Origin of the sequence: Streptomyces hokutonensis (genome assembly GCF_000376565.1) — a bacterium.
In the GTDB taxonomy this organism is placed as follows: Bacteria; Actinomycetota; Actinomycetes; order Streptomycetales; family Streptomycetaceae; genus Streptomyces; species Streptomyces hokutonensis.
Genome location: NZ_BARG01000038.1, coordinates 71,073 through 94,252, shown reverse-complemented (window position 1 = coordinate 94,252; position 23,180 = coordinate 71,073). Strand labels below are relative to the sequence as shown.

Annotated in this window: 25 protein-coding genes; 9 read left to right on the top strand and 16 right to left on the bottom strand. The window is 69.4% G+C overall.

Annotated elements, in window-relative coordinates; genetic code table 11:
* Positions 1-28 precede the first annotated feature (28 nt).
* Complete coding sequence (locus tag SSP08S_RS22995; RefSeq protein WP_019069989.1) at positions 29-1,567, bottom strand: AMP-binding protein; 1,539 nt, start codon at positions 1,565-1,567, stop codon at positions 29-31.
* A gap of 64 nt (positions 1,568-1,631) precedes the next feature.
* Here SSP08S_RS22995 and SSP08S_RS22990 point away from each other — a divergent pair, with 64 nt between their 5' ends.
* Genes SSP08S_RS22990 through SSP08S_RS22980 form a run of 3 tightly spaced genes read left to right on the top strand, consistent with a single transcriptional unit; the run spans position 1,632 to position 4,172 of the window.
* Positions 1,632-2,645 carry a ferredoxin--NADP reductase gene (locus tag SSP08S_RS22990; RefSeq protein WP_019069988.1) on the top strand — a complete coding sequence of 338 codons (1,014 nt, stop codon included), beginning with the start codon at positions 1,632-1,634 and terminating at the stop codon, positions 2,643-2,645.
* Between the two features lie 5 nt (positions 2,646-2,650).
* Entirely contained in the window at positions 2,651-3,370 is a 720-nt protein-coding gene (locus tag SSP08S_RS22985; RefSeq protein WP_019069987.1) for an enoyl-CoA hydratase/isomerase family protein, read from the top strand.
* Positions 3,363-4,172, top strand: coding sequence for an alpha/beta hydrolase fold domain-containing protein (locus SSP08S_RS22980; RefSeq protein ID WP_245607938.1), 810 nt, complete (start codon positions 3,363-3,365; stop codon positions 4,170-4,172). Before SSP08S_RS22985 ends, SSP08S_RS22980 begins: the two co-directional genes overlap by 8 nt.
* Here SSP08S_RS22980 and SSP08S_RS22975 read toward each other — a convergent pair.
* From SSP08S_RS22975 to SSP08S_RS22910, 14 genes are all read right to left on the bottom strand, one after another.
* Positions 4,126-4,698, bottom strand: a complete 573-nt coding sequence (locus SSP08S_RS22975; protein WP_019069985.1) for a TetR/AcrR family transcriptional regulator — start codon at positions 4,696-4,698, stop codon at positions 4,126-4,128. The two genes, SSP08S_RS22980 and SSP08S_RS22975, sit on opposite strands and share 47 nt — an antisense overlap.
* 93 nt (positions 4,699-4,791) lie before the next feature.
* Positions 4,792-5,103, bottom strand: coding sequence for a DUF1330 domain-containing protein (locus tag SSP08S_RS22970; protein WP_019069984.1), 312 nt, complete (start codon positions 5,101-5,103; stop codon positions 4,792-4,794).
* Between the two features lie 30 nt (positions 5,104-5,133).
* Positions 5,134-5,322: a ferredoxin gene (locus tag SSP08S_RS22965; RefSeq protein WP_019069983.1), complete on the bottom strand. Its 189-nt coding sequence runs from the start codon at positions 5,320-5,322 to the stop codon at positions 5,134-5,136.
* Entirely contained in the window at positions 5,319-6,614 is a 1,296-nt protein-coding gene (locus SSP08S_RS22960; protein WP_019069982.1) for a cytochrome P450, read from the bottom strand. The genes SSP08S_RS22965 and SSP08S_RS22960 overlap by 4 nt, the downstream gene beginning before the upstream one ends.
* 39 nt (positions 6,615-6,653) lie before the next feature.
* Positions 6,654-7,535: an NAD(P)-dependent oxidoreductase gene (locus SSP08S_RS55700; protein ID WP_019069981.1), complete on the bottom strand. Its 882-nt coding sequence runs from the start codon at positions 7,533-7,535 to the stop codon at positions 6,654-6,656.
* Positions 7,535-8,086 (bottom strand): DoxX family protein, encoded by a 552-nt coding sequence (locus SSP08S_RS22950; protein ID WP_019069980.1) that lies wholly within the window; start codon positions 8,084-8,086, stop codon positions 7,535-7,537. The genes SSP08S_RS55700 and SSP08S_RS22950 overlap by 1 nt, the downstream gene beginning before the upstream one ends.
* Positions 8,083-9,000: an alpha/beta hydrolase gene (locus SSP08S_RS55695; RefSeq protein ID WP_019069979.1), complete on the bottom strand. Its 918-nt coding sequence runs from the start codon at positions 8,998-9,000 to the stop codon at positions 8,083-8,085. The genes SSP08S_RS22950 and SSP08S_RS55695 overlap by 4 nt, the downstream gene beginning before the upstream one ends.
* Entirely contained in the window at positions 8,997-10,658 is a 1,662-nt protein-coding gene (locus SSP08S_RS22940) for a thiolase C-terminal domain-containing protein (protein ID WP_019069978.1), read from the bottom strand. The genes SSP08S_RS55695 and SSP08S_RS22940 overlap by 4 nt, the downstream gene beginning before the upstream one ends.
* Positions 10,655-12,031 carry a cytochrome P450 gene (locus tag SSP08S_RS22935; RefSeq protein WP_019069977.1) on the bottom strand — a complete coding sequence of 459 codons (1,377 nt, stop codon included), beginning with the start codon at positions 12,029-12,031 and terminating at the stop codon, positions 10,655-10,657. Before SSP08S_RS22935 ends, SSP08S_RS22940 begins: the two co-directional genes overlap by 4 nt.
* Before the next feature lie 37 nt (positions 12,032-12,068).
* The gene (locus SSP08S_RS22930; RefSeq protein WP_019069976.1) at positions 12,069-12,263 is read right to left on the bottom strand and encodes a ferredoxin; all 195 of its coding nucleotides are present in this window, start codon (positions 12,261-12,263) and stop codon (positions 12,069-12,071) included.
* Between the two features lie 42 nt (positions 12,264-12,305).
* A complete protein-coding gene (locus tag SSP08S_RS22925) occupies positions 12,306-13,670 on the bottom strand; it encodes an ABC transporter substrate-binding protein (RefSeq protein WP_019069975.1) in 1,365 nt (454 codons plus the stop codon).
* Between the two features lie 41 nt (positions 13,671-13,711).
* Complete coding sequence (locus SSP08S_RS22920) at positions 13,712-14,917, bottom strand: CaiB/BaiF CoA transferase family protein (RefSeq protein ID WP_026178743.1); 1,206 nt, start codon at positions 14,915-14,917, stop codon at positions 13,712-13,714.
* Complete coding sequence (locus tag SSP08S_RS55690; RefSeq protein ID WP_019069973.1) at positions 14,914-16,353, bottom strand: aldehyde dehydrogenase family protein; 1,440 nt, start codon at positions 16,351-16,353, stop codon at positions 14,914-14,916. The genes SSP08S_RS22920 and SSP08S_RS55690 overlap by 4 nt, the downstream gene beginning before the upstream one ends.
* Complete coding sequence (locus tag SSP08S_RS22910; RefSeq protein WP_019069972.1) at positions 16,350-17,081, bottom strand: SDR family oxidoreductase; 732 nt, start codon at positions 17,079-17,081, stop codon at positions 16,350-16,352. Before SSP08S_RS22910 ends, SSP08S_RS55690 begins: the two co-directional genes overlap by 4 nt.
* Before the next feature lie 236 nt (positions 17,082-17,317).
* Here SSP08S_RS22910 and SSP08S_RS22905 point away from each other — a divergent pair, with 236 nt between their 5' ends.
* Genes SSP08S_RS22905 through SSP08S_RS22885 form a run of 5 tightly spaced genes read left to right on the top strand, consistent with a single transcriptional unit; the run spans position 17,318 to position 21,401 of the window.
* Positions 17,318-18,022: an SDR family NAD(P)-dependent oxidoreductase gene (locus SSP08S_RS22905; RefSeq protein WP_019069971.1), complete on the top strand. Its 705-nt coding sequence runs from the start codon at positions 17,318-17,320 to the stop codon at positions 18,020-18,022.
* Positions 18,019-18,606: a carboxymuconolactone decarboxylase family protein gene (locus SSP08S_RS22900; RefSeq protein WP_019069970.1), complete on the top strand. Its 588-nt coding sequence runs from the start codon at positions 18,019-18,021 to the stop codon at positions 18,604-18,606. Before SSP08S_RS22905 ends, SSP08S_RS22900 begins: the two co-directional genes overlap by 4 nt.
* 4 nt (positions 18,607-18,610) lie before the next feature.
* A complete protein-coding gene (locus SSP08S_RS22895) occupies positions 18,611-19,876 on the top strand; it encodes an aromatic ring-hydroxylating oxygenase subunit alpha (RefSeq protein WP_019069969.1) in 1,266 nt (421 codons plus the stop codon).
* Complete coding sequence (locus tag SSP08S_RS22890; protein WP_019069968.1) at positions 19,863-20,183, top strand: hypothetical protein; 321 nt, start codon at positions 19,863-19,865, stop codon at positions 20,181-20,183. Before SSP08S_RS22895 ends, SSP08S_RS22890 begins: the two co-directional genes overlap by 14 nt.
* A 6-nt stretch (positions 20,184-20,189) precedes the next feature.
* The gene (locus SSP08S_RS22885; RefSeq protein WP_019069967.1) at positions 20,190-21,401 is read left to right on the top strand and encodes a metal-dependent hydrolase family protein; all 1,212 of its coding nucleotides are present in this window, start codon (positions 20,190-20,192) and stop codon (positions 21,399-21,401) included.
* 31 nt (positions 21,402-21,432) lie between these two features.
* Here SSP08S_RS22885 and SSP08S_RS22880 read toward each other — a convergent pair whose 3' ends face one another.
* Positions 21,433-22,029 carry a TetR/AcrR family transcriptional regulator gene (locus SSP08S_RS22880; protein WP_019069966.1) on the bottom strand — a complete coding sequence of 199 codons (597 nt, stop codon included), beginning with the start codon at positions 22,027-22,029 and terminating at the stop codon, positions 21,433-21,435.
* 128 nt (positions 22,030-22,157) lie between these two features.
* Between SSP08S_RS22880 and SSP08S_RS22875 the strand changes: the two genes are divergently transcribed.
* A complete protein-coding gene (locus tag SSP08S_RS22875; protein ID WP_019069965.1) occupies positions 22,158-23,180 on the top strand; it encodes a zinc-binding dehydrogenase in 1,023 nt (340 codons plus the stop codon).

Genomic DNA, 23,180 nt, shown 5'->3' with positions numbered 1-23,180 from the left:
TCCTTCGCAGATTGCGAGAATCCTATTCTCACTCTTGATGGGCGGCAATATCCTTGCGGAGAACGAACTTCTGGACCTTGCCGCTGGCGGTGCGCGGGAAGTCGTCGACGACGTGCAGTTCCTCCGGCCACTTCTGGCGGGCCAGGCCTGTCGCGGCGAAGTGGGCACGGAGATCGTCGAGGGTGGGTTCGGGCCGGCCGGGCCGCAGTCGTACGACGGCTGCCGCGTGCTCGCCGAGGCGGGCGTCCGGGGCGGCCACGACCGCGGCCTCGGCGACGGCCGGCAGGGCGAGGAGGACCTCCTCCACCTCCAGCGCGCCTATGTTCTCGCCGCCGCGGATGATGATGTCCGCCTTGCGGTCGGTGATCGTGAGGTAGCCGTCCCCGTCGAGCACGCCGATGTCGCCGGTGCGGTACCAGCCGTCCGCGTCGAAGGCGCGCTCGGTGAGGGCGTCGTCGGTGTAGCCGAGACACAGGTCGGGGCCGCGGCTGAGGATCTCGCCGTCCTCGGCGAGCCGGATCTCCACGCCTGCCAGCGCGTCCCCGTCGGTGTAGAGCCGCTTGTCCTCGGGCGCGGTGTGGCTGGAGGCGGTGATCGAGGGGTGTTCGGTGCTTCCGTAGGCGCGGAAGACCGTGATGCCGAGGTCCGCGAGCCTTCTGGTCACCGCATTGGGGACGGCCGCGCCGCCGAGGCCCGCGTACTTCATGCCTGCCAGGTGGGCGGGGGTGAAGTCGGGGTGGTCGAGGAGGCTCGTCATGTAGTAGGCGGCGCCGCCTCCGACGGTGAGTCCGTCGCGGGCCATCAACTCCAGTGCCTGGCCCGGGTCCCAGGTGTCGGCGAGGTTGACCGGACTGCCGTCGAGGACGGGGATCAGGAAGGCGTTGACCATGCCGATGAAGTGGCCGACGGGTGCGGAGGTGAGCTGGTCGCCGCGGTCGGGCGGGTAGCGGCCGGCCAGTTGGCGGGTCTCGAAGCCCAGGGTGTGGTGGCTGTGCACAACTCCCTTGGGGTCACGGGTCGTTCCTGAGGTGAAGGCGATCAGCGCGGGGCCGGACGGATCCGTCGGTACGACGCCGGGTAGCGGTTCGTCGGCGAGCAGGTCGTCGAAGTCCCGCCCGACGACGCCGACCACGGGGATCTTCGCGCTCAGGTCGGGGTCGTAGGAGAGATGGCCGAACCGGTCGGCGGTGACGAAGACCTTGGGTTCGACCGTGTCCAGGATGTAGCCGACTTCCTTGCGTCCGTAGAAGTGGACGATCGGTACCACGACGGCGCCGAGGAACGCGGAGGCCCAGAAGACGGCGGCGGCCTCCATCCAGTTGGGCAGTTGGAGTGCCACCACGTCGCCGGGGGCGACGCCCCGCTCGCGCAGCCCTGCGGCCAGTCGGCGGGCCGTCAGTTCGACCTCGGCGAAGGTGCCTTCCCAGGGCCGTACCGCCGAGTGCACGCGGAACGCGGCGCCCGGGGCGGCCTCCAGTCCCCGCGCCAGCAGGTCACCGATCGTCTCCCCGGTCCACCACCCCTCCGCCTCGTAGCGCCTGACCAGTTCAGCGGGGACAGTTCGCACGACAGGAACTTCCTCTCGTCATTGAGAATTGCACTCTCTCAGAGCGAGAAGGTAAATTCCATACATGGGACGAGACCACGGGTTCCACCCGGTCCGGATCACCCGGATCATCCAGGAGACGCCCGACACCCGGACGTACGTACTCGACGCGCCCTTCCCGTACCGGGCGGGCCAGTTCGTCACGATCAAGGCCTGTGGCACGCTGCGCAGTTACTCGATGTCCAGTTCGCCGGAGACGGACGCCGAGTTGATGACGACGGTGAAGCGGGTGCCGGGCGGTCTGGTGTCCAACTGGATGCACGACCATCTGAACCCCGGAGACGTCCTCGAAACCACGCTGCCCGCAGGGGTGTTCTGTCTGCGGGAGGGCGAACAGGCGGGCTCCGCCCACGAGTTCGCCGCTCCGGTGGTGGCGTTCTGCGGGGGCAGCGGGATCACTCCGGTGCTCTCGCTCGCCAAGTCCGCGCTGGCCGGCACCGGGCGCCCGGTGCGGGTGCTGTCGGCCAACCGGGACGCGGGTGCCGTCATCTTCGCCTCCGCACTGGGCGAGTTGGAGCGGCGGTACCCCGGACGGTTCGAGATCCGGCACCACCTCGACGACTGGGAGGGCTTCGTCACGGCGGACCAGGTACGGGAGTTCGCCGGCGGCGACACGGACGCGGACTTCTACCTCTGCGGGCCCGCGCCCTTCATGGAGCTGGTGGAGAACGCACTGCTCGCCCATGGAGTCGCCCCGGAGCGGATCTTCGTCGAGCGGTTCGCGCAGGCCGCCGATCCACCACCCGAGGACACCCCTGAGCAGGAGGGGACTCTCACCCTCGTGCTCTCCGGCAAGCGGCACACGCTCGCGCAGCGTTCCGGCGAGACGTTCCTGGAGAGCGCGCGTCGGGCGGGTCTGGCCCCGCCGTTCTCCTGCGAGGCGGGCAACTGCGCCACCTGTATCGCCCAAGTCACCGAAGGCGAGGCCAAGATGCGCGTCAACAACGCGCTCGACGAGGACGAGATCGCCGAGGGCTGGGTCCTGACCTGCCAGGGCGAGCCGACCGCGCCGCACGTCACTGTCGTATACGAGGACTGAGGCCCATGGACGTAGATCTCGAACTCGACGAGGGCCTGGCGGTCATCACCATCGACCGCCCGCAGGCCCGCAACGCCATCGCCCCGACCACGATGGACGAACTCGACAAGGTCCTCGACGCGGCCGCGGGTGCCAAGGCCCTGGTCGTCACGGGCGCGGGCGACAAGGCGTTCGTCTCCGGCGGGGACCTGAAGCAGCTCAGTGCGGTCCGGACCGAGGAGGACGCGATGGCCATGGCCCTGCGGATGCGCGGGATCTGCGATCGCATCGCGAACTTCCCGGGACCGGTGATCGCCGCGTTGAACGGGCACGCGTTCGGCGGCGGTGCCGAGGTCGCGGTGGCCGCCGACATCCGGGTCGCCGCCGACGACATCAGGATCGGCTTCAACCAGGTGGCGCTGGCCATCATGCCGGCGTGGGGCGGCGCCGAGCGCCTTGCCCACCTCGTGGGCAGGGGGCGGGCGTTGATGCTCGCCGGGGCCGGGACCGTACTCGGCGCGGACGAGGCGCAGCGTGTCGGGCTGCTCGATCTGGTGCTGCCCCGTGCCGAGTTCACCGAAGGCTGGCGCACTCTGGCCAGATCGCTGGCGACCAACCCCGCGCGGGAGATCAAGCGCGTGATGAGCGGAGCCGTCCCGGAGGAGGAGGCGGCCCGCGCCTTCGCCCGCCTCTGGGTGTCCGACGAGCACTGGCAGGCAGCGGAGAGGGTGATGTCCCGTGGGTGACGCACGAGTTGGGGCGACCGGAGCGAGTGCCGACCTGGCCGACGTACGAGCGCGTCCGGCTCGGGCGGGGGCCGGCGACGGGCGGGTGCGGGTCGAGTCGAGCCCGGTCGGGCCGATCGTCCGGCCGCCGGACGCGAGCGATCTGGTCATCCTGTATCTGCACGGGGACCGGCAGTTGTCGGGTTCGCCGGAGTCGGCGGTCGATCTGGCCGAGCGGCTCGCCCTGCGCACGGGGGCAGTCGTGGTGTGCCCGCGCTACCGTTCGTCGTTCCCGGGGGCGCTGGACGACGTGCACGCCGTGTACAGCTCGTGCCAGGCCCGTGGTCCGGTGGCGCTGGCCGGTGAGCGGCTCGGGGCCGGGCTCGCGGCCTCGCTGCTGGTGCGGCTGCGGGACATGGGGGCGCAGGAGCCGGACTGCGCGGTGCTGAGTTCGGCGCTGCTCGATCTGACGCTGGACGCGCCGAGTCTGCTGTTCAACGCGGCGGCCGATCCGGGCTTCGACATCGACGAACTCCGGCTACACGCGGCCCGGTTCGCGGCCGGCGCCGACCGGACGAACCCGCTGTTGAGTCCGTTGCACGCCAATCTGCACGGGCTGCCGCCGATTCAGCTGCTGGTGGCGGGGACCGATCCGCTGCTGGACGACTCGCTGTCGTTCGCGGCCCGCGCGGCCCGCTCCGGTGTCACGGTGGATCTGCGGGTACGGCCGGACGCGGTGAGTCTGCATCCCGAGAGCGTGACGGCGATGGCCGATTTCATACAGGCGTGGGCCCGAGCAGCACACCCATCACCTCGCGGATGATCTCGGGGTAGTCGGTCTGCTCCTCGTCGAGCATCCACTGCTGCTGGACCCCGTCGAGCATCGCCACCACGGCGGTGGCGGCTGCTCGCGGGGTCAGGCCGCTGGGTACGCGGTCGCCGTAGAGCGCGGTGAGGTACTCGACGGTGTGCTCCTGGATCGCGCGGTAGTAGTCGTGGCAGAACCGCTGTGCCTCGTCGCTGCCGGTGACGCCCTCGGCGACGAGAACGCTGTGTATCTGGGCGAGACCGGGGTTCTTGTGGTCGTGGGTGATGACCTCGGCGAGCAGCCCGGGCAGGTCCTCGCCGGGGTCCGTGTCGAGGGCGGCCAGGTGTTGGCGGGCGAGGTCCTCACGGAGCGCGACGAGGGCGAGGAGCAGCCGTTTCTTGCTGGGGAAGTAGTGCAGGACGCCCTGTCTGGTCAGACCGGCGCGCTCCGCCACGGCGTCGATGGACGCCTTCCTGTAGCCGCGCTCGGCGAAGACCGCCAGCGCGGCGACAAGGATCTCCTCGTATCGGGCCGTCGTCATTGGGGACCCCTCTCACCGCGGCAACACCGATGTGACACTACGGTTGCCGTGGCGATAGGGCGACCCTTCCGGCCATAGCCGAACCGTTGCTCGTCACCGGCCCCGGGGCGGCATCTCGAAGCCGGACACGATCACGGCGTTGGTGTCGGCCGCGGCCTGCCGCAGCGGCTTCGCGCGCCCGTACGTCTCCGACTCGTACCAGGCGCGTGCCGCTTCGACCGAATCGAATTCGAGGACGACGGTACGGTCACCGTGCCACTCGCCCTCGAGGAGCTGCGGTTGTCCGTCGACCGCCAGGACGGACGCGCCGCCCTCGGCCATCGACGGTCCGGCGGCCCGGCTGTAGGCGTCCATCCCGGCCGGGTCCTTGATGGACTCGGTCAGGATGACGTACCCCTTGGGCATGCGTTCTCCTCAACTCATCGAGCGGCCCGGCTAGTTCACCGTGATGGCGCGCTCGGGGCAGCTGCCCGCCGCCTCCCGGACCTGGGCCTCGTACGCGGTGGGGACCTCGGGGGTCAGTACCTCGGCGTAGCCGTCGTCGGTGAGGTCGAAGACCTCGGGGCAGATCGACCAGCAGATGCCGTGGCCCCGGCAGCGGTCCGTGTCGATGACGGCTTTCATCGGGCGGGCTCCTCGGCGAGCGTGAACTCCAGGTTCAGATGGGTGAGTCCGCGCAGGATGTACGTCGGCAGGTACCGGTAGTTCCGTGCCTCGGCGGGGCCGTGCACGCTCTCCGAGATCCTGATGTCGGTCGTACGGTCGAGGATGCGCTCGACGCCCACCCGGGCCTCGGCGCGGGCCAGCGGGGCGCCGGGACAGGTGTGCGGGCCGCGGCCGAAGGCGAGGTGGTGGCGGGCGTTGGCGCGGGCCGGGTCGAAGGTCTCGGGGTCCTCGAAGTGGCGCGGGTCGCGGTTGGCGGCGCCGTTGAGGACCATGAGGGTGGTGCCGGCCGGGATGTCGACGCCGCCCACCGTGGACGCCACGCGCGACAGCCGGAAGTCGCCCTTGATCGGGCTCTCCGTGCGCAGCGTCTCCTCGATGAAGTTCGGGATGAGGTCGCGCTCGGTGCGCAACAGCCGCTGCAGATCGGGGTCTTCGGCGATCAGCTTCAGGGCGTTGCTCAGCAGCCGGACGGTGGTCTCCTGGCCGGCCGCGAAGAGGTTGGTAGCGACGCGGGCCACGTCGGCGACGTCCGGGGTCGAGCCGTCGGAGAACTTCGCGAGGGCGAGTCCCGTGATCACGTCCTCGCGCGGCTCGCGGCGGCGCTCCTCGACATAGGCCGAGAACTGCGCGTACAGGTACTCCAGCGGCGAGTACGCCAGCTCGCCGTCCGTGCTTCCGACGCCGCCCCGCGGCTGGTGTTCGAGGCCCTCCACGAACGTGTTGCGGTCCTCGTCGGGCACTCCGAGCAGGTCGGCGATGACCCGCAGCGTGAAGGGGCCGGCGAACCCGCTGATGAAGTCGCCCTCGCCGGCGGCGAGATACGCGTCCAGCTGGGCGTCGGCGAGGTGCCACATCGACGCCTCGTTCTCCTTGAGGCGGCGCGGGGTGATCATCCGCATCAGCAGACCCCGGTGGTCCGTGTGCATGGGCGGGTCGAGTGTCGGCAACTGGTCGCTCATCGGGAGCTGGTCGCGGTACTGCTCGATCAGCGCGCTGACGTCGACCTCGCCGTCCAGCGGGACCGGGAACCCGGGGAAGGGGCCGGTCACCGAGAGGCAGGACGAGTACGTGTCGGTGTCGTTGAGGACCTGGATCGCCTCGTCGTAGCCCGTCACCATCGTCACGTCGTGGTGGCTCTCGCGCAGCACGGGGCACTTCCCGCGCAGGGCCGCCAAATAGGGATAGGGGTCCGCGACGACCTCGTCGTCCTGGAAGAAGTCGATCGCCTCGAAGTCCTTCACGGTGTGCACGGTTCCCTTCCGTCACCAGTCTGACGACGAGCGACGATATCAATGTTCTCCACTGGCGAGAAGGTTGTTTCCGTTTTCGTGGAGCGGGAGTTGAGGTGCTGTCCGGCGGCCTTGGCCCATGCGGTCGAGGGCCGCGTCGGCCGCCGCGAGTGCGGTGCCCGCCGTGGCGTCCGCCGACTCGGCGAGGTCGGCCAGGAGTCTCACGTCCTTGCGGAGCAGCGGTCCCGCGCGCTCCGCGAGGGGGTCGAGGGTGCCGCCCGCGGACTTCACGCGGTCGAGGGCGAAGCTCGCTCCGCTGCCGTGGAGCACGGCTTCGGCGAGAGCGCCGCGGTCGATGCCGAACTCCGGTGCCAGCGCCAGCGTATCGGCCGCGGTCGCCAAGTTGGCTGTGAACAATAGGTTGTTGAGCAGTTTGGCGATCTGTCCCGAGCCGAGCGGGCCCATGTGGAGCACGGGGTCGCCGAAGGTCTCGAACACCTTGCGGCAGTAGGCGACGGTGCCGGTCTCGCCGCCCGTCATCACCAGCAGCCGACCCTCGGCGGCGGCTCGTCCGCCGCCGCTGACCGGTGCGTCGACGACGGACACGCCGTGCACCTGGGCCCGTTCGGCCAGCCTTCGGCAGGTGTCGGGGTGGACCGTGCTGTGCACGGCGATGACTCCGCCCCTGCGCAGGCCGGTCAGTACGCCCTGCTCACCCGTGACGACCTGCTCGACGTCGGCGTCGTCGACGACACAGACGCACACCAGGTCGCTGGCCGCGGCGAGTTCGACGGGGGACGCGGCCCGCCGGACGGCCGTGTCCGCGAACGCGGCGAGGGTGGCCGGGCGGCGCGCCCAGAGCGCGGTGTCGAAGCCCGCCTCGACGATCCGGCGCGCCATGGGGGCACCCTGACTGCCCAGCCCGATGAATCCGACGCGCATCAGCGGGCCTCCTGGTCGACCTGCTCGGGGGTGTTGTCGGCCGCCACCGCTTCCACGGCGGGCTCCGGTCGCCAGAAGGTGCCCAGCAGTCCCCCGGTCGCCACCACGGCCGCGCCGAGCGCGATCGCGCCGCCGGTCCAGCCGGTCGGGTCGAGGCCGGCCGCTTGGTCGAGGGACCAACGGCCGGGGCCCAGCACCGCGAGCGCCAGGGCGACGACGGCGAGCGTGAGGACGTACTCGTAGCCGTCCTTGAAGACGAAGAACCCGTTGGGCCGGTGGGCGAGCAGTCCCGCGACCAGCATCACGGAGATCACCGCGGCGCAGGCCAGCGGTGTGAGCAGGCCGAGGATCAGCAGGATGCCCGCGCCGACCTCGGTGAGCACGCTCATCCAGGCCTGCAGCACGCCCTGTCTCAGGCCGAGTCCGGTGAACCAGCGGGCGGTGCCCTCGATCCTGCCGCCACCGCGCCAGTGATTCAGCCCGTGCATGATCATGATCAGTCCTACGACCACTCGTACGAGCAGCAGTACGGCGTTGTCGGCGTCGCTCATCCGGCCCTCCTCGGGAGACGGTCGATCCCGTCGTTCTCCCGGGCGAGAACGCACTCCTCGACGAACGAGAGGATCTTCAGGTGGTATCCGGTCGCGGTGCGCCCGATGCTCAAGTTGTGGCCGCTGTCGGCCTGTTCGTCGGTGACGACCCGCGGGGAGGCGGTGAACAGGCTCGCGATGTCGGCCATGGCCGCGGGCCCGGAACTCCACACGCGTTCGTGGTCGCCGAGCGTGTAGTGCACGGGAATCCTCACGTGGGCCGCGACTTCGGCGAACTCCAGGGGCCAGCGGCGGGCCACGGTGCCTTCGTACGGCGGGCCGGGCGACTGGATGCGGGCGGCGCCGACGACCTCGGCCGGATACAGGCGCGACGGCTCCCACAGCAGGTCGCGCAGTCCGGGTCCTGACCGTCTCGGCACGGCCGGGTCGCGCTGCTTGAAGTCGAGGATCTCGACGGCGGCGGGCGCGTGGTGGCGTCCGGTGCCGGCGATCTCCAGGCCGAGAAGGTCGCTGCGCCGTTCGTCACCGGCCATGCGCACGCCCAGGGCGCAGCCGATCGAGTGCGCCCACAGGAAGAGGCCCGCTCCGCGCGGACGCGAGGCGAGCAGCCGGTCCACCACTCCGTAGGCGAGGTCGACGCGTCGCGCCGGGGAAGCCATGCTCTCGCCGTACGGAGCCGAACTCCCGTATCCGGGGCGGTCGATGGCGACGGTGGTGTAGCCGAGTGCCGCTGCCGTGCGCAGGAGGGACAGCCTGGGCTGGTCCGGGTAGTCGAAATAACGGGAGGTCACCGCTCCCCCGTGCAGCGCGACGAGGACCGCGCGCGGTTCGCGAACCTCGCACAGCAGCGCCGACATGGGGATGCCGTCGACGTCGACGACGCGCGAAACGACCTCCGTGGTACGTGGGTTCATCCGTCCGCCCGGAAGAGGATCACGCCGCTCGGGGTGAGTCCGCCGCTGCTCGCCACCGCCACCCGGGCGCCTGCGACCTGCCTCGGCCCGGCCGCGCCGCGCAGCTGGGTGATGGCCTCGTGGACCAGTCCCATGCCGTGGGTGCGGCCGTGGGAGAGCTGTCCGCCGTGGGTGTTCAGCGGCAGTACGCCGTCCCGCGCGATGTTCTTGCCTCCGTCCAGGAAGTCCTTGGACTCGCCGATGCCGCAGAACCCCAACCCCTCCAGCCAGGAGAGGCAGTTGAAGGTGAAGCCGTCGTACAGCTCGGCCACGTCGACGTCCTCGGGGCGCAGCGAGGTGCGGGACCACAAGTGGGCGGACTGGCCCAGCACTTGGGGTTCGTGGGTGAGCGTGCTCTGGTCCCATTCGAGGCGTTCGAGGATCTGGGTGCCGACCGCCTCCACCAGAACGGGTGGTTGGGCCAGGTCCCGGGCCGCGTCCACGGCCGACACGATCACGGCGACCGCTCCGTCGCAGGGGACGTCGCAGTCGTAGAGGCCGAACGGGGTGGTGATCGGCCGGGCGTTGAGATAGTCGTCCATGGTCAGCGGGTCGCGGTAGACCGCCGTGGGGTTGAGTGCCGCGTTGGCCCGCTGGTTGAGGGCGATCCAGCCGAGGGTCTCGCGGGTGGTGCCGTAGCGGTGGAAGTGGCGTTGGGCGTTCTGGGCGAGGGTGTGCGCGGCCGAGGTCGCGCCGAACGGCTTCATCCAGCCGTCCAGTTTCCGCGGCGGGTCCTGCGCGATCCGGCCGCGGCGCACGAGATCGCCGTACGACGCCTCCCAGACCGTGCGGAAGCACAGGACGTGCCGGGCGAGTCCCCCCGCGACGGCGAGCATGGCGGAGATGAGGGAGCCGCAGGGGCCGAAGGTCTCGCTGCCGCCGTTGTACCAGGTGGGTTCGAGGCCGAGGGCGGATTCCAGGGCGGTGACCCCGCCTTCGCCGAAGCCGCCGTAAGCGGTGCCGGCGCCCGGGTAGGTGGCCAGGCCGTCGATGTCGTCGACGGTCAACCCGGCGTCGGCGATGGCCTGTTGGCAGGCCTGGACGGTCAGGGAGACTGGTGGGACCAGGAGGCGGCGGCCGATCCCCGACATGCCGATGCCGGTGATGGCGACCTTGTCCTCGAACTTGTCCGTCGACGCCATCGGCCGTACGCGGCGGGCGAGTTGGCGGGTGTCCACCTCGGCGAGCGGCAACGGGTCGGGGGCCGGGCGTTCGGGCGCCGGGCGGAACAGGGGCAGCCAGGCGTCCTCGACCTGCTCGAAGACGACCTCCATCCGCATGCCCAACTCCAGCTCGTCCGGGGCGCATTCGACGGCGTTGGTGGTGAGCCGGACGCGGGGGTCCTCCTCCAGGGCGACCTGGGCCACGACGTAGGGCGCGGGCAGGCCGGGCAGGGCGAAGCGGTGGTTGACGGTGAAGCCGATCAGCGTCGCGCGGCCGGAGACGGCCCGGACGCCCATGTCGTGGCCGTGGCAGTAGCGGCACACCGGCTGCGGCGGGTGGATGAGGGCCTGGCAGGACCCGCACTCCGTCAGCCGCAGCCGGCCGTCCGCGCCGGAGGTCCAGAAGAACTCGTTCTCCTCCGTGACCACCGGACCGGGGCGCTGACTGTCCGTCATGTGTCGATCCGTGCCGTGGACTTGCGGACGGTGACGGGTTCGGCGAGCCGCTGTTCGTCGCAGAGCTTCTGGAGTTCGGCGAGGGTCTCGTCGAGTCCGGCGCCGAGCCGCTTGCCCGGGGTGAAGGTGGCCGGGAGGTGGCGCATGCCCTGGATGACGCCGATGGTCTCGTAGTGCACGGCGCCCTCGGGGTCGCACTCGTAGTCGGGCATCCGGTCGAGTACGGCCGTCACCATCCGCTTGAACACGGTACGGGCCACGTTGGAACCGATGCAGCGGTGGATGCCGAGGCCGAAGCTGCTGTGGCGGTTGCCCTTGCGTTCCATGTCGATGCGGTCCGGGTCGGGGAAGACCGACGGGTCGCGGTTGGCCATCGCCCAGGAGAGCCAGAGGCGTTCGCCCTCCTTGAACTGGGTGCCGGCGATCTCGCAGTCGGCCGTGATGGTGCGGCCGTCTCCGGGTGCCGGGGTGTAGAAGCGCAGGAACTCCTCGGTGGCGGAGTCCAGCAGGGTCTTGCGCTCACGGCTCAACCGGGTTCGCTCCTCCGGGTGTTGGGAGAGCCATTCGAGTGAGTGGGCGGTGAGCGCGGTCGTGGTGTCGAATCCGCCGCCGATCAACAGGGCGCAGACGCCGAGGAGTTCGCCGTCGTCCGGGTTGCGGCCGTTGATGTCGGCGCGCACCAGCGCGTCCACCAGGCCCGGACGGGGGTTCTTCCGGATCTCCGCGAGCTGGGCCATGAGATCCATGCCCATCTTGCGGCTGAGGTCCAGCACCCGTTGTATGTCGGGCGAGTTGGGCGGTGTGTAGACGGAGGCGTGGGCCGGTTCGTTGTAGATCGTCCAGTGCTCCAGCGGGATGCCCATCATCGCCAGGGTGAGCACGGCGGGGACGATGTTGGCGAGGTCGTCGACGAAGTCGATGTACCCGGACTCGATCTTCTCGTCGATGCTTGCGCGGACGACCTCGTCGACGAACGGGACCCAGCGCTGGATCGCGGCCGGCGACAGATACGGGTTGAGGGTCTGCCGGTAGTGCCGCTGGTCCGGCGGGTCCATCTCCAGGAAACCGCCCTGGGCCTCGCGGGCGCGGGGCGGCGGGGGGATGGAGATGCCCTTGTAGCCGCGCCGCTCCCCTTTCACGTCATGGTCGTTGGAGAGGAACTCGGCGGACCGCGCGAGTTCGAACACCTCACGGTTGCCGCTGGCGACCCAGTGGCCGCCGTGGGCCTCCGTCCAGGCGATCGGGCACTGCCCGTGCAGTTCGTGGGTGATGTCCTCGAACCGGTCGCGGTAGTCGGGGGTGTGCCGGTCGAAGTGCACCAGGTGGTGCTTGCGGCCACCGTCGTCGTCGACGGCCGCTTCTTCCGTGGTCATGCGGAGTCCTCTCCTGCTCGGTGGTTGAGGTGGGGGGTCAGGAGATGAGGGAGATCGCCCGCTCCGGACAGGACAGGACCGCCTCGCGGACGTCCGCCTCCTGATCGGCGGGGACTTCTTCCGCTACGACCGAGGAGTGCCCGTCGATCTCGCTGAGTTCGAAGGTGTCCGGTGCGCGCATCGCGCAGAGCGTGTGGCCCTGACAGCGCTCCGGGTCGACTCGTACCTTCACGGTCCTTCCTTCCTGCCGTGGTGAACGGGGGGCGTGGCGTGGCTACTTGAGGTCGGACAGCGACTTGCCGACGTCGGCCAGGGTCGGCGGCTTGCCGTAGTTCCCCTTGAACTTGTAGGCGGGCGCGTCGCAGCGGTAGACGCCCTCGGTGGGCTTGAAGTCGGCCGGTACCCAGCCGCTGGTGGTGGCCTTCTCGACGTTGAAGCACTTCAGGGGCTCGTCGGGCGAGGAGAGGTTGACCGAGGCGTGGAGCCCTCCCCCGGTCCAGTCGGTCTGCTTCTTGGCGTTCTCGAGGACACAACTGCGGGTCAGCTCGGCGCAGTCGCGGGCCGAGGTGGCGAACAGCAGCCAGCTGGAGAAGGCCTGCATGGCGGGCAGGGTGAGCTGCGCGTCGGGCGCGTACTTCTTGAACAGGGCGACCATCTCCTTCGTCGCCGGGTTGTCGTCGGCCTTCTCCAACGGGTATCCGTTGATGGAGGCGAAGTTGGTCTGGGTACCGAGCGCGGGACCGGCCAGCTTGAGGAAGGCGGGACCGTAGGCGTTGCTGTTCGCGTCGATCCAGTCGAGCTTGTAGTCGATGTTGGTGAGCGCCTGCTCCAGCTTCGCCAACTGGGTGAAGTCACCCAGGAAGACGAGTCCCTTGACCTTCTTCGTCTTGATGGACTGGGCGTACGGCGTCCAGTCGGAGACCCCCTGTGCGGGGTAGAGGTCGGAGTAGGTGACCTTGCCGCCCATCGCGGTGAGGACTTCCTTGTCCTGGGCCGCGAGGAGCTTGGTGATGGGCACGTCTCCGGTGATGATGCCGACGCCGCTCGCGGACGACGGGTACGCCTCCTTCAACAGCCAGGAGAAGTAACCGGCGTAGGGCGAATAGCCCGTCGAGGCGCCCATGGACATGACCTGGAGGTCCGCGCCGATCTCGGAGGTGACCTGGGCCGGGAACTCGGGCAGCAGGCACTTCAGGCGGGTCTTGACGCCCAGGCCGTCGAGGGCGGCGCCGCCGCCCACCTCGAAGAAGTCGGTGCGGCAGGCCCCGATCATCTGCTGGTTGACCTGCATGAGCGCGGAGTCGTGCGTCACGGGTGTGATCTTGCGGCCGTTGATGCCGCCGGCCGCGTTGCACCAGGAGGTGAAGACCTTGGCCGCGTTCACGAACTCCGGGTTCTTGGTGAACCCGACGTCGCTGAAGACGCCGACCTTTATCTCGGAGCTGGTGACGCCCTGGCTGCTGACGGTCTTGGCCGTGCCCTTGCCGCAGACGGACTTCAGCGTGCCGAAGTCCGCGGTCGCCGTGTCGGCGGCTCCGGTGGTCGAAGGGCTGGTGGTGTCCGCGGACTTGGTGCGGCCGGAACATCCGGCCGCGGCCGCGAGGGCCAGGACCAGTGCGGGGATGAGCAAGCGTCTCATCGGTTCTCCTCGTTGAGAATGTGAGTCCCGCTGTCGGGTGATCAGGTGACCGCGCCCGCCGCCTTGAGCGCGATGATGCGGTCCCAGTCCAGGCCCAGTTCGAGGAGGATCTCCTCGGTCTGGGCGGCGAACTCGGGCGCGGGCCCGAGCCTGGGGGCTTGCACGTCGAACTGCACGGGGCTGCTGACCAGTTCGAGCTCCCCTGCGCGGAGCAGGTACTCGTTGGCTCTGATCTGCGGGTCGTCGCCCACTTGCAGGGAGTCCTGCACCGGGGCCCACGGCCCGGCCAGAGTGGCGAAGCGCCGGCTCCACTCCGCGAGGGTGCGGGTGGCGAGGACCTCGCGCAGGATCTTGACGGCCTCCGCCGTGTTGGCCACGAGGTGCTCGGCCGTGTCGAAGCGTGGGTCGTCGGCGAGTTCGGGGCGGTCGATGTGCCGGCACACATCGGCCCAGAACTTGCCTGGCTGCATCATGACGAACGCCAGGTGATGGCCGTCGGAGGTCTCGTACAGCCCGGACAGGGGGTTCGCGACGGATCCGTGGGTGCCGACGGGCGGCGGGATCCAGGGCTTGCCGAGGTGCAGGGAGAGCGCGGTGGCATGGCCCATCGCCCACAGCCCGCTGCCGAGCAGGGAGACGTCCACGACCGAGGGTTCACCGGTGCGTTCGCGTTTCAGGAGCGCGGCCGCGATGCCGCCGGCGAGGTTGGTGCCGGAGATGGTGTCGCCGTAGGCCGGTGACGGCGGGTTGATGATGCCGTCCGTGCCCTCGGGGGTGATGCTCGCGGCGGTGCCGGCGCGGGCCCAGAACGCCGTCATGTCGTAGCCACCCTTCCCCGCTTCCGGTCCACGCGGCCCGAAGGCACTGCCCCGGGCGTAGACGATGCGGGGGTTGACGGTACGGATGTCGTCGACGTCGATGCCGAACTTGTCCCGGTGGCCGGGAAGGAAGCTGGTCAGGAACACGTCGGCGTGCCGGGCGAGTTCGTACAGCACCTCCTTGCCCTCGGGCCGGGAGATGTCGAGGCCGAGGCTGCGCTTGCCGCGGTTGGCGTGCTCGACGTTGGGGTTGGGGTCGCCCTCGACGCGCATCGTGCCGGTCTGGCGGAGGCCGCGCTGCGGGTCGCCGGTGACCGCGTGCTCGATCTTGATGACGTCCGCTCCCCAGTCGGCGAGGACGGCTCCCGCCGAGGGCACGAAGCCGTACATGGCGACTTCGAGGACGCGGATTCCGTCGAGCGGCATCATGACCGGACCACGACCGCGAAGGACTTGTACTCCAGGAACTCCTCCAGGCCGGGCACTCCGCTCTCCCGGCCGATGCCCGACTGCTTGTAGCCGCCGAACGGCACGTCGGCGGCGAAGTAGTTGCCGCCGTTGATGCTGAAGGTGCCGGTGCGGATCCGGCGGGCGAGGGCGATGGCCCGCTCGTCGTCGCCGCTCTGGATACCGCCGGAGAGACCGAAGACGGAGTTGTTGGCGATGCGGACGGCGTCGTCATCGTCGTCGTACGGAATCACCACCAGGACCGGGCCGAAGACCTCGTCCTGGGCGATCTCGCTGTCCGGGTCGACGTTGCTGAGGAGCGTCGGCCTGTAGAAGAAGCCGGGGTCGACCTTCTCGCCACCGGTGACGAGGTTCGCGCCGGCGGCTACGGCCCGCTGCACCATCCCGTCGACCTTCTCGCGCTGGCGCTCGCTGATGAGCGGGCCCGCGAAGGTCTTGGGGTCGGCGGGGTCGCCGAGCGGGATGCGGGCGAGGCCCGCGGCCACCTTCTCGACGAGCTCGTCGTGGTGCTCCCGGGGCACGAGCAGTCGGGAGGTGAGCGCGCAACCCTGCCCGGAATGGGAGCAGATGGTGCCGGCCGCGAACATGGCGGCGGTGGCGAAGTCCGCGTCGTCCAGGACGATCATCGCGGACTTGCCGCCGAGTTCCAGGAAGACCTTCTTCACCGTACGGCTGGCCGCTTCCATGATGCGGCGGCCGGTCGCGGTGGAGCCGGTGAAGGTGATCATGTCGACGTCTGGGTGCGTGGTGAGCGTCTCGCCGACGTCGGCACTGGAGGACGTGAGGACGTTGACCACGCCGGGCGGGAAGTCCGTGTGCTCGGCGATGAGTTGACCGAGGAAGAGGGTGGTCAGCGGGGTGTCCGGCGCGCCCTTGAGGACGACCGTGCAGCCGGCCGCGAGCGCGGGGGCGAGCTTGGCGAGGGCCAGTTGGTTCGGGTAGTTGTACGCGATGATCGCGGTGACGACCCCGGCGGCCTCCTTCTCCACCCAACGGCGGTGGCGCTGGCCGCGGATCTCGACCTCGCCCAGCTCCTCCGTCAGCGGGTACTTGCGCAGCAGGTCCGCGTAGAACCGCACCAGCTTGACGGGATCGTCGAGTTGGGGGCCGTAGGTGAGCATACGGGGCGCGCCGACCTCGGCGATCGTCAGCTCGCGCAGCTCCTCGACATGGTCGAGGAGCGCCTGGTGCAACTGGTCGAGACAGCGGATGCGCAGCTGTACGTCGGTGGACCAGGCGGTGGTGTCGAAGGCGGCCCGCGCGGCTGCTACGGCGGCTTCGGCCTGGGCGGTGGTGGCCTCGGGGGCGTGTCCGTAGACCTCGCCGGTGGCGGGGTTGAGGGAGGGGAACGTCCGCTCCCCGTCGACCAGTTGGCCATTGATGAGCAGGCGGGTCACAGCCGCACCACCTGTCCGCCGTCCACGCTGATGGTCTGGCCGGTCAGCCAGCCGGCGTCGTCCGAGAGCAGGAACAGCACGGTGGGCGTGAGGTCGCCGGGGGTGCCCATCCGTTTGATGGCCAGGGCCTGGGTCATCCGCTGCTGGAACTCGACCGGTACGACGGTGGCCGTGGCCTCGGTGTCGGTGGGGCCGGGGGCGATGCCGTTGACGCGGATGCCCCGGCCGCCGAGTTCGGCGGCGAGGGACGCGGTGAGGTGGTTGATGCCGATCTTGGCCAATCCGTAGTAGCCGCTGGCCATGTAGGCGGCGGCGGAGGACTGGTTGACGATCGCGGCGCCCTCGCCCAGGTGCGGGACGACGGCCCGGGTGACGTACAGGGCGCCCATCAGGTTCACCTGGATGAAGCGGTTGAGGTAGTCGAGGTCGACGGTGGTCAGGCCCTCGCGCCGCATGCTGTGGTAGATCGCCGCGTTGTTGATCAGGTAGTCGATGCGGCCGAACTCGGCGACGGTGGCGGCGGCCAGTGCGTCGGCCGAGGCGGGGTCTCCGACGTCGACCTTGACGAAGAGCGCGGAGTCGATGTCCTTGGCGACCCGCTGCCCCTGCTCCTCGTTGATGTCCGCGACCACGACCCGTGCGCCCTCGGCGGCCAGCGCCCGGGCGTAGTCCTCGCCGATTCCCTGTCCCGCTCCGGTGACGATCGCCACCTTGTCCTGGAACCGCATCCTGTTCTCCTCGCATGGATGGGCGGCTTGCTCCAATGAAGCGGAAACTACATTCTCCTTATACGCGAATCAACCATCCGGAAGCGAGAATGTCATCCTGACCGATGGCTGACAGATGCACGGAGTGCGGCGAACAGCCCCCGCCTGCGCGGGACTTCCGGAAGCACCGGAGACGAGAATACGCTTCTCAGATCTGGAAGGGAGATTTTCATGATCGAGACGAAGGGGGTTCCGGCATGAGGACAGCCCTCGTCACAGGCGGCGGCTCCGGCATCGGACTGGCCATCGCACAGCGCCTGGAGGCCGACGGTCTCCAGGTCGCCACCCTCGACCTCAATCCGTCCGACAGGGGCTTCTCCCGGAAGGCCGACGTCTCCGACCGGGCCCAGGTGGACGAGGCCCTGACCGAGATCCGCGAACAGCTCGGCCCGGTCACGGTTCTGGTCAACGCGGCGGGGATGGAGGGCTACAAGCGCTTCGCCAACCTGACCTTCGAGGCCTGGCAGCGGGTCATCGACGTCAACCTCAACGGCGTCTTCCACTGCGTCCAGGCGGTCCTGCCGGACATGGTGGAGGCCGGCTGGGGACGGATCGTCAACATCTCCTCGTCCAGCGCGCACTCCGGCCAGCCGTTCATGACGCACTACGTCGCCGCCAAGTCCGCGGTCAACGGGCTGACCAAGGCGCTCGCCCTGGAGCTGGGCCCGCAGGGCATCACCGTGAACGCGGTACCGCCCGGCTTCATCGACACGCCCATGCTCCGCCGCTCCGAGGAGCGTCAACTGCTCGGCGGGACGGTCGAGGAGCACATCCAGCGCACTCCGGTACGGCGGGTCGGGCGCCCGGAGGACATCGCCGCGGCCTGCGCCTTCCTCGCCTCCGAGGAGGCCGGCTACATCACCGGCCAGATCCTGGGCGTGAACGGCGGGCGGAACACGTGAGCGAGAACGGCGAGACCACCGCCGAGAACGGCGTCCGCATCCCGCCGGTGCCGTACGACGAGTGGGACCACGACCTGTTCTCGGTCATCAACCCCGACAAGAAGCTGCCGGAGGCCAACGTCCTGGGGATCTTCCAGCGGCATCCGGCCCTGGCCCGGGCGTTCCTGACGTTCAACATGCACCTCAACACCACGACCCTCCCGGTGCGCGTCCGCGAGCTGGCCATCATGCGCGTGGCCTGGCGGCGGGGCAACAGATACGAGTGGGCGAGTCACGTCCTGATCGGCCGGAAGTACGGGGTGACCGAGGCCGAGATCGAGGAAGTCCGCACCGGCGCCGACACCTTGCTCAACCGCGCGGTGGACGAACTGGACACCGACTCGGGCCTGTCGGACGCGACCTACGCGGCGCTCGCCGTCGACCTGGACGAACACCAGCTCATGGACCTGGTCTTCACCATCGGCGCCTACACGATGCTCACGATGGCCCTCAACACCTTCGGTGTGGAACTCGACCCCGTGATCTCGGAAGAGAACTTCAGTTTCCCAAAACGAGAATGGTATTCTCACAAGCGAGAGGGGTGATCCCATGCCACACTTCGCCAAGCCGGCGGCCGGGAGCTGGACCGAGAACTACCCCGAGCTGGGCACGAGCCCGGTGAACTACGAGGACTCCATCGACCCCGCGTACTACGAGGCGGAGAAGGAGGCGATCTTCAAGAAGACCTGGCTGAACGTCGGCCGGGTCGAGCAGGTCCCCAAGGTCGGCAGCTACTTCACGAAGGAGCTGGCCGTCGCCGACACCTCACTGGTGATCGTGCGGGGCAAGGACAAGGAGATCCGCGCCTTCCACAACGTGTGCCGCCACCGCGGCAACAAGCTCGTGTGGAACGACTACCCGGGCGAGGAGGTCAAGGGCACCTGCCGCCAGTTCACCTGCAAGTACCACGCCTGGCGCTACAGCCTCGACGGCGATCTGACCTTCGTCCAGCAGGAGAAGGAGTTCTTCGACCTGGACAAGGCGGACTACGGCCTCAAGCTGGTCCGCTGCGAGGTCTGGGAGGGGTTCATCTTCGTCAACCTCGACCCGAACGCCCAGCCGCTGAAGGAGTATCTGGGCGAGTTCGCCAAGGGACTCGAGGGCTACCCCTTCCACGAGATGACCGAGGTCTTCACGTACAAGGCCGAGATCGGCAGCAACTGGAAGCTGTTCATCGACGCGTTCGCGGAGTTCTACCACGCCCCCGTCCTGCACATGAAGCAGGCCGTCAAGGACGAGGCCGACAAGCTCTTCAACGTCGGGTACGAGGCGCTGCACTACGAGATCCACCCCCCGCACTCGATGATCTCCTCCTGGGGAGGCATGTCCCCGCCCAAGGACCTGACCATCGTCAAGCCCATCGAACGCGTCCTGCGCAGCGGCCTGTTCGGGCCGTGGGAGGCGCCCGACATCGAGGGCCTCGACCCGCTTCCCCCCGGCCTCAACCCGGGCGGACACCGCGCGTGGGGCAACGACTCCTTCGAGTTCTTCCCCAACATGACCCTGCTGATCTGGAAGCCCGGCTGGTACCTGACGTACCACTACTGGCCGACGGCGGTGGACAAGCACCTCTTCGAGGCCAACCTCTACTTCGTGCCCGCCAAGACGGCGCGCGAGCGGCTGAAGCAGGAACTGGCGGCGGTGACGTTCAAGGAGTACGCGCTCCAGGACGGCAACACGCTGGAAGCCACCCAGACGATGCTCAAGAGCCGGGTCGTCACCGAATTCCCGCTCTGCGACCAGGAGTTGCTGCTCCGCCATCTGCACAAGACGGTCGCCGACTACGTCAAGGAGCACACCGATGCTGCCCAGTGAGTTCGCGGTGCTCGAACCGTTCAGCGAGTGGGTCCTGGAGTCCGAGCGCGAGCGGTACAGCAAGCGCCTGGCCAGCCCCATGGAGGAGATGCAGGCCTTCTACGACGCCGCGTTCCCGCTCCTGAAACAGGCCTCCGACCACCTCGACAAGTTCCCGCTCTCCGAACTCCCGGAGCAGGAGCGCAACTTGCTGCTCCTGATGTTCTCCCTGGTGAACGTGTCGTTCCCGGTCGAGGTCTGGAAGCAGGCCCGGGTGCCGGACAGCGGGGCCGCCTATATGGACCTCGTCGTCGAACCGAAGGTGTGACAGGTCGTGCTCACGCTCAGAGCGGCGCGTGTACTGCACGTGGAGACGGGCGAGTTGGAGTCACCGGGCCTGGTGACGGTCGACGGCGACCGCATCGTAGGCGGCACCGGCGACAACGAGGTTCTCGACCTCGGTGACGTGACCCTCCTGCCCGGTCTCATGGACATGGAAGTCAACCTTCTGATGGGCGGCCGGGGAGAGACGCTCGCGTTCTCCCCCGTCCAGGACGACCCACCGCTGCGGATGCTCCGCGCGGTGGGCAACGCCCGGCGGACCCTGCGCGCGGGGTTCACCACGGTCCGCAATCTCGGGCTGTTCGTGAAGACGGGCGGCTATCTGCTGGACGTCGCGCTGGCCAAGGCCATCGACGCCGGCTGGATAGACGGCCCGCGGATCGTGCCCGCCGGTCACGCCATCACACCCACCGGCGGGCATCTCGACCCCACGATGTTCGCCGCGTACGCCCCCGGAATCATGCCTCTCTCCCTGGAGGAGGGCATTGCCAACGGTGTCGACGAGGTACGCAAGGCCGTCCGCTACCAGATCAAGCACGGAGCACGGCTCATCAAGGTCTGCGCGTCCGGGGGCGTGATGTCCCACACGGGCACCCCCGGTGCGCAGCACTACTCCGACGAGGAACTGCGGGCCATCGTCGACGAGGCCCACCGGCGCGGACTGAAGGTGGCGGCCCACACCCATGGGGCCGACGCCGTCCGCTCGGCGGTGGAGGCGGGCATCGACTGCATCGAGCACGGCTTCCTGCTCGACGACGACACCATCGCGCTGATGGCGGAGAGGGGTACTTTCCTGGTGCCGACCACCGCTCTCATCGACGGGATGGACATGTCCCACTCCGCGCCCGAACTGGTGGAGAAGGCCGCCGAGATCTTCCCCCGGGCGAAGACCGTGGTGTCCAGGGCCGGGAAGGCGGGTGTCCGGATGGCGCTCGGCACCGACGCGCCGGCGATTCCGCACGGCCGCGGCGCCCAGGAGCTGATCGCCCTGGTCGACCGCGGGATGACTCCCCTGGAGGCGCTCCAGTCGGCGACCGTCAACGCGGCGGAGCTCATCGACGCCGACGACCGGGGCCGTATCGCGGAGGGGCTGCTCGCCGATCTGATCGCGGTGCCGGGCAATCCGCTGGAGGACGTCTCCGTGATGGCGGACGTCCGGTTCGTGATGAAGGGCGGGAAGGTGTTCCGCGACGAGCGCCGCTGACACCAACGCCCTTTTGCGCTGGGCGAGTTGATCAGATCAGTGGCCCGTCGAGCGGCCGTAGCATCCGCAGGATCATCTCCACCGTGCGCTCGACCGGGCGGTTGCGGGCCGTGACCGTGGACAGGAGGGTGCGGGTCAGTACGGCGCCGAGGAGCATGTCGAAGACGTCGTCCGGGTCCACGGCGGGGTCGACGGTCCCGGTCGGCGCGGCGCGCAGGATCTCCTGGAACTGCGGTCGCGCCGACACCCGCAGCAGCATCTCGGGCGGCCGGGGGCGGGTCGACGTCTGGGAGTGCGCGAAGAGCCCGGCCGCGGCGGCCCGGGCGGCGGGTGCGCCGAAGGCCGCCAAGTAGGCACGGATGAACCGTCGAAGATCACGGCGGAGGTCCCCCGTCGGCCGGACGCTCAGCGGGCTGAGTCCGGGGAACGTGGCCTCCTCGATCAGCTCGATCCGGGACGGCCAGCGGCGGTAGATGGCGGAGGCGTGCACCCCCGAGTGCTCGGCCACCGCCTGGATCGTCGTCGCCTCGAAGCCACGCTGGACGAGCAGTTCACGCGTTGCCGCGAGGGCCCGCTCGTTGATGCTCGTGTCACGTGGACGGCCCGGGGCGCGGCGGGGTTCTGCCATGGCGGTGATTGTAGTGACCGGGCCATGTCCCGCCAATTATAGGAGACGGTCTTCTGTAATTCCCGCCGTGTGGCTACAGTCCGAAGGAGACGGACTTCGGGGAACTTCGAAGATCGGAGGAGAGCCTGATGCGTGCTGCGGTGCTGCGTGGCGGGACGGTCGAGGCGCGGATCGTCGGCGATCCGGTCCCCGGACCGGGGCAACTCCTCGTCCGCTCGCTGGCGTGCGGGATCTGCGCGTCGGATCTGCACTTCATGGACCATCCGGAGGCGGGCGCCGACGACGACAGCGGGATGTCGACGTACGACCAGGACGTCGACATCGTGATGGGGCACGAGTACTGCGCCGAGGTGGTGGGCTACGGCCCCGGCACCGAGCGGCGGATCCCGGTCGGGACGCGGGTGAGTTCGCTGCCCGTGCTGAACACGCCCGCAGGGCGCAGGATCATCGGCCAGAACCCCGAATCACCTGGTGGGTTCGGCGAGTTGTTCCTGTTGACCGAGGCCATCACCCGGGTCGCGGTGTCGGAGCTGCCGAGTGAGATCGTGTGTGTCGCCGACGCGATCTCCGTGGGCTGGTCGACCGCTTCCCGCGCCCAACTGACCGCGCGTGACGTGCCGTTGGTCATCGGCTGCGGCGCCATCGCACTGTCGGCTATCGGCCGGCTCAAAAGCCTCGGCGTCGGCCCGATCGTGGCGGCCGACCTGGTCGCGTCGCGTCGTGCGACCGCGCTGGCGATGGGTGCCGATGTGGTCGTCGACCCGGGCGAGGTCTCGCCGTACGAGGCATGGCGCAACGCGGCCGGTCCGCAGGCGAGTTGTGTCGTGTTCGAGTGCGTCGGCGTGCCGGGTGTTCTCGACTCGATCATCAAGGGGTGTGAGCGCGGCACCCGGATCTTCTCCGTCGGCGGTCCGCCCGAGGGCGACCATCTGCACACCCTGACCGCCAAGCGGAAGGGGCTCAACATCCAGTTCGGGGGCGGTCCTTCGATGGACCACTGGGACGAGGCGTTCCGGGCCGTCTGCTCCGGCAGCCTCGATGTCGGGCCGATGCTCGGCCACTCCGTCGGGCTGGACGGGGTTCCGGCGGCGCTCGACGCGGCACGGGACGCCGATGGTCCGGCCCGCATCATCGTCGTACCAGGGAGTTGA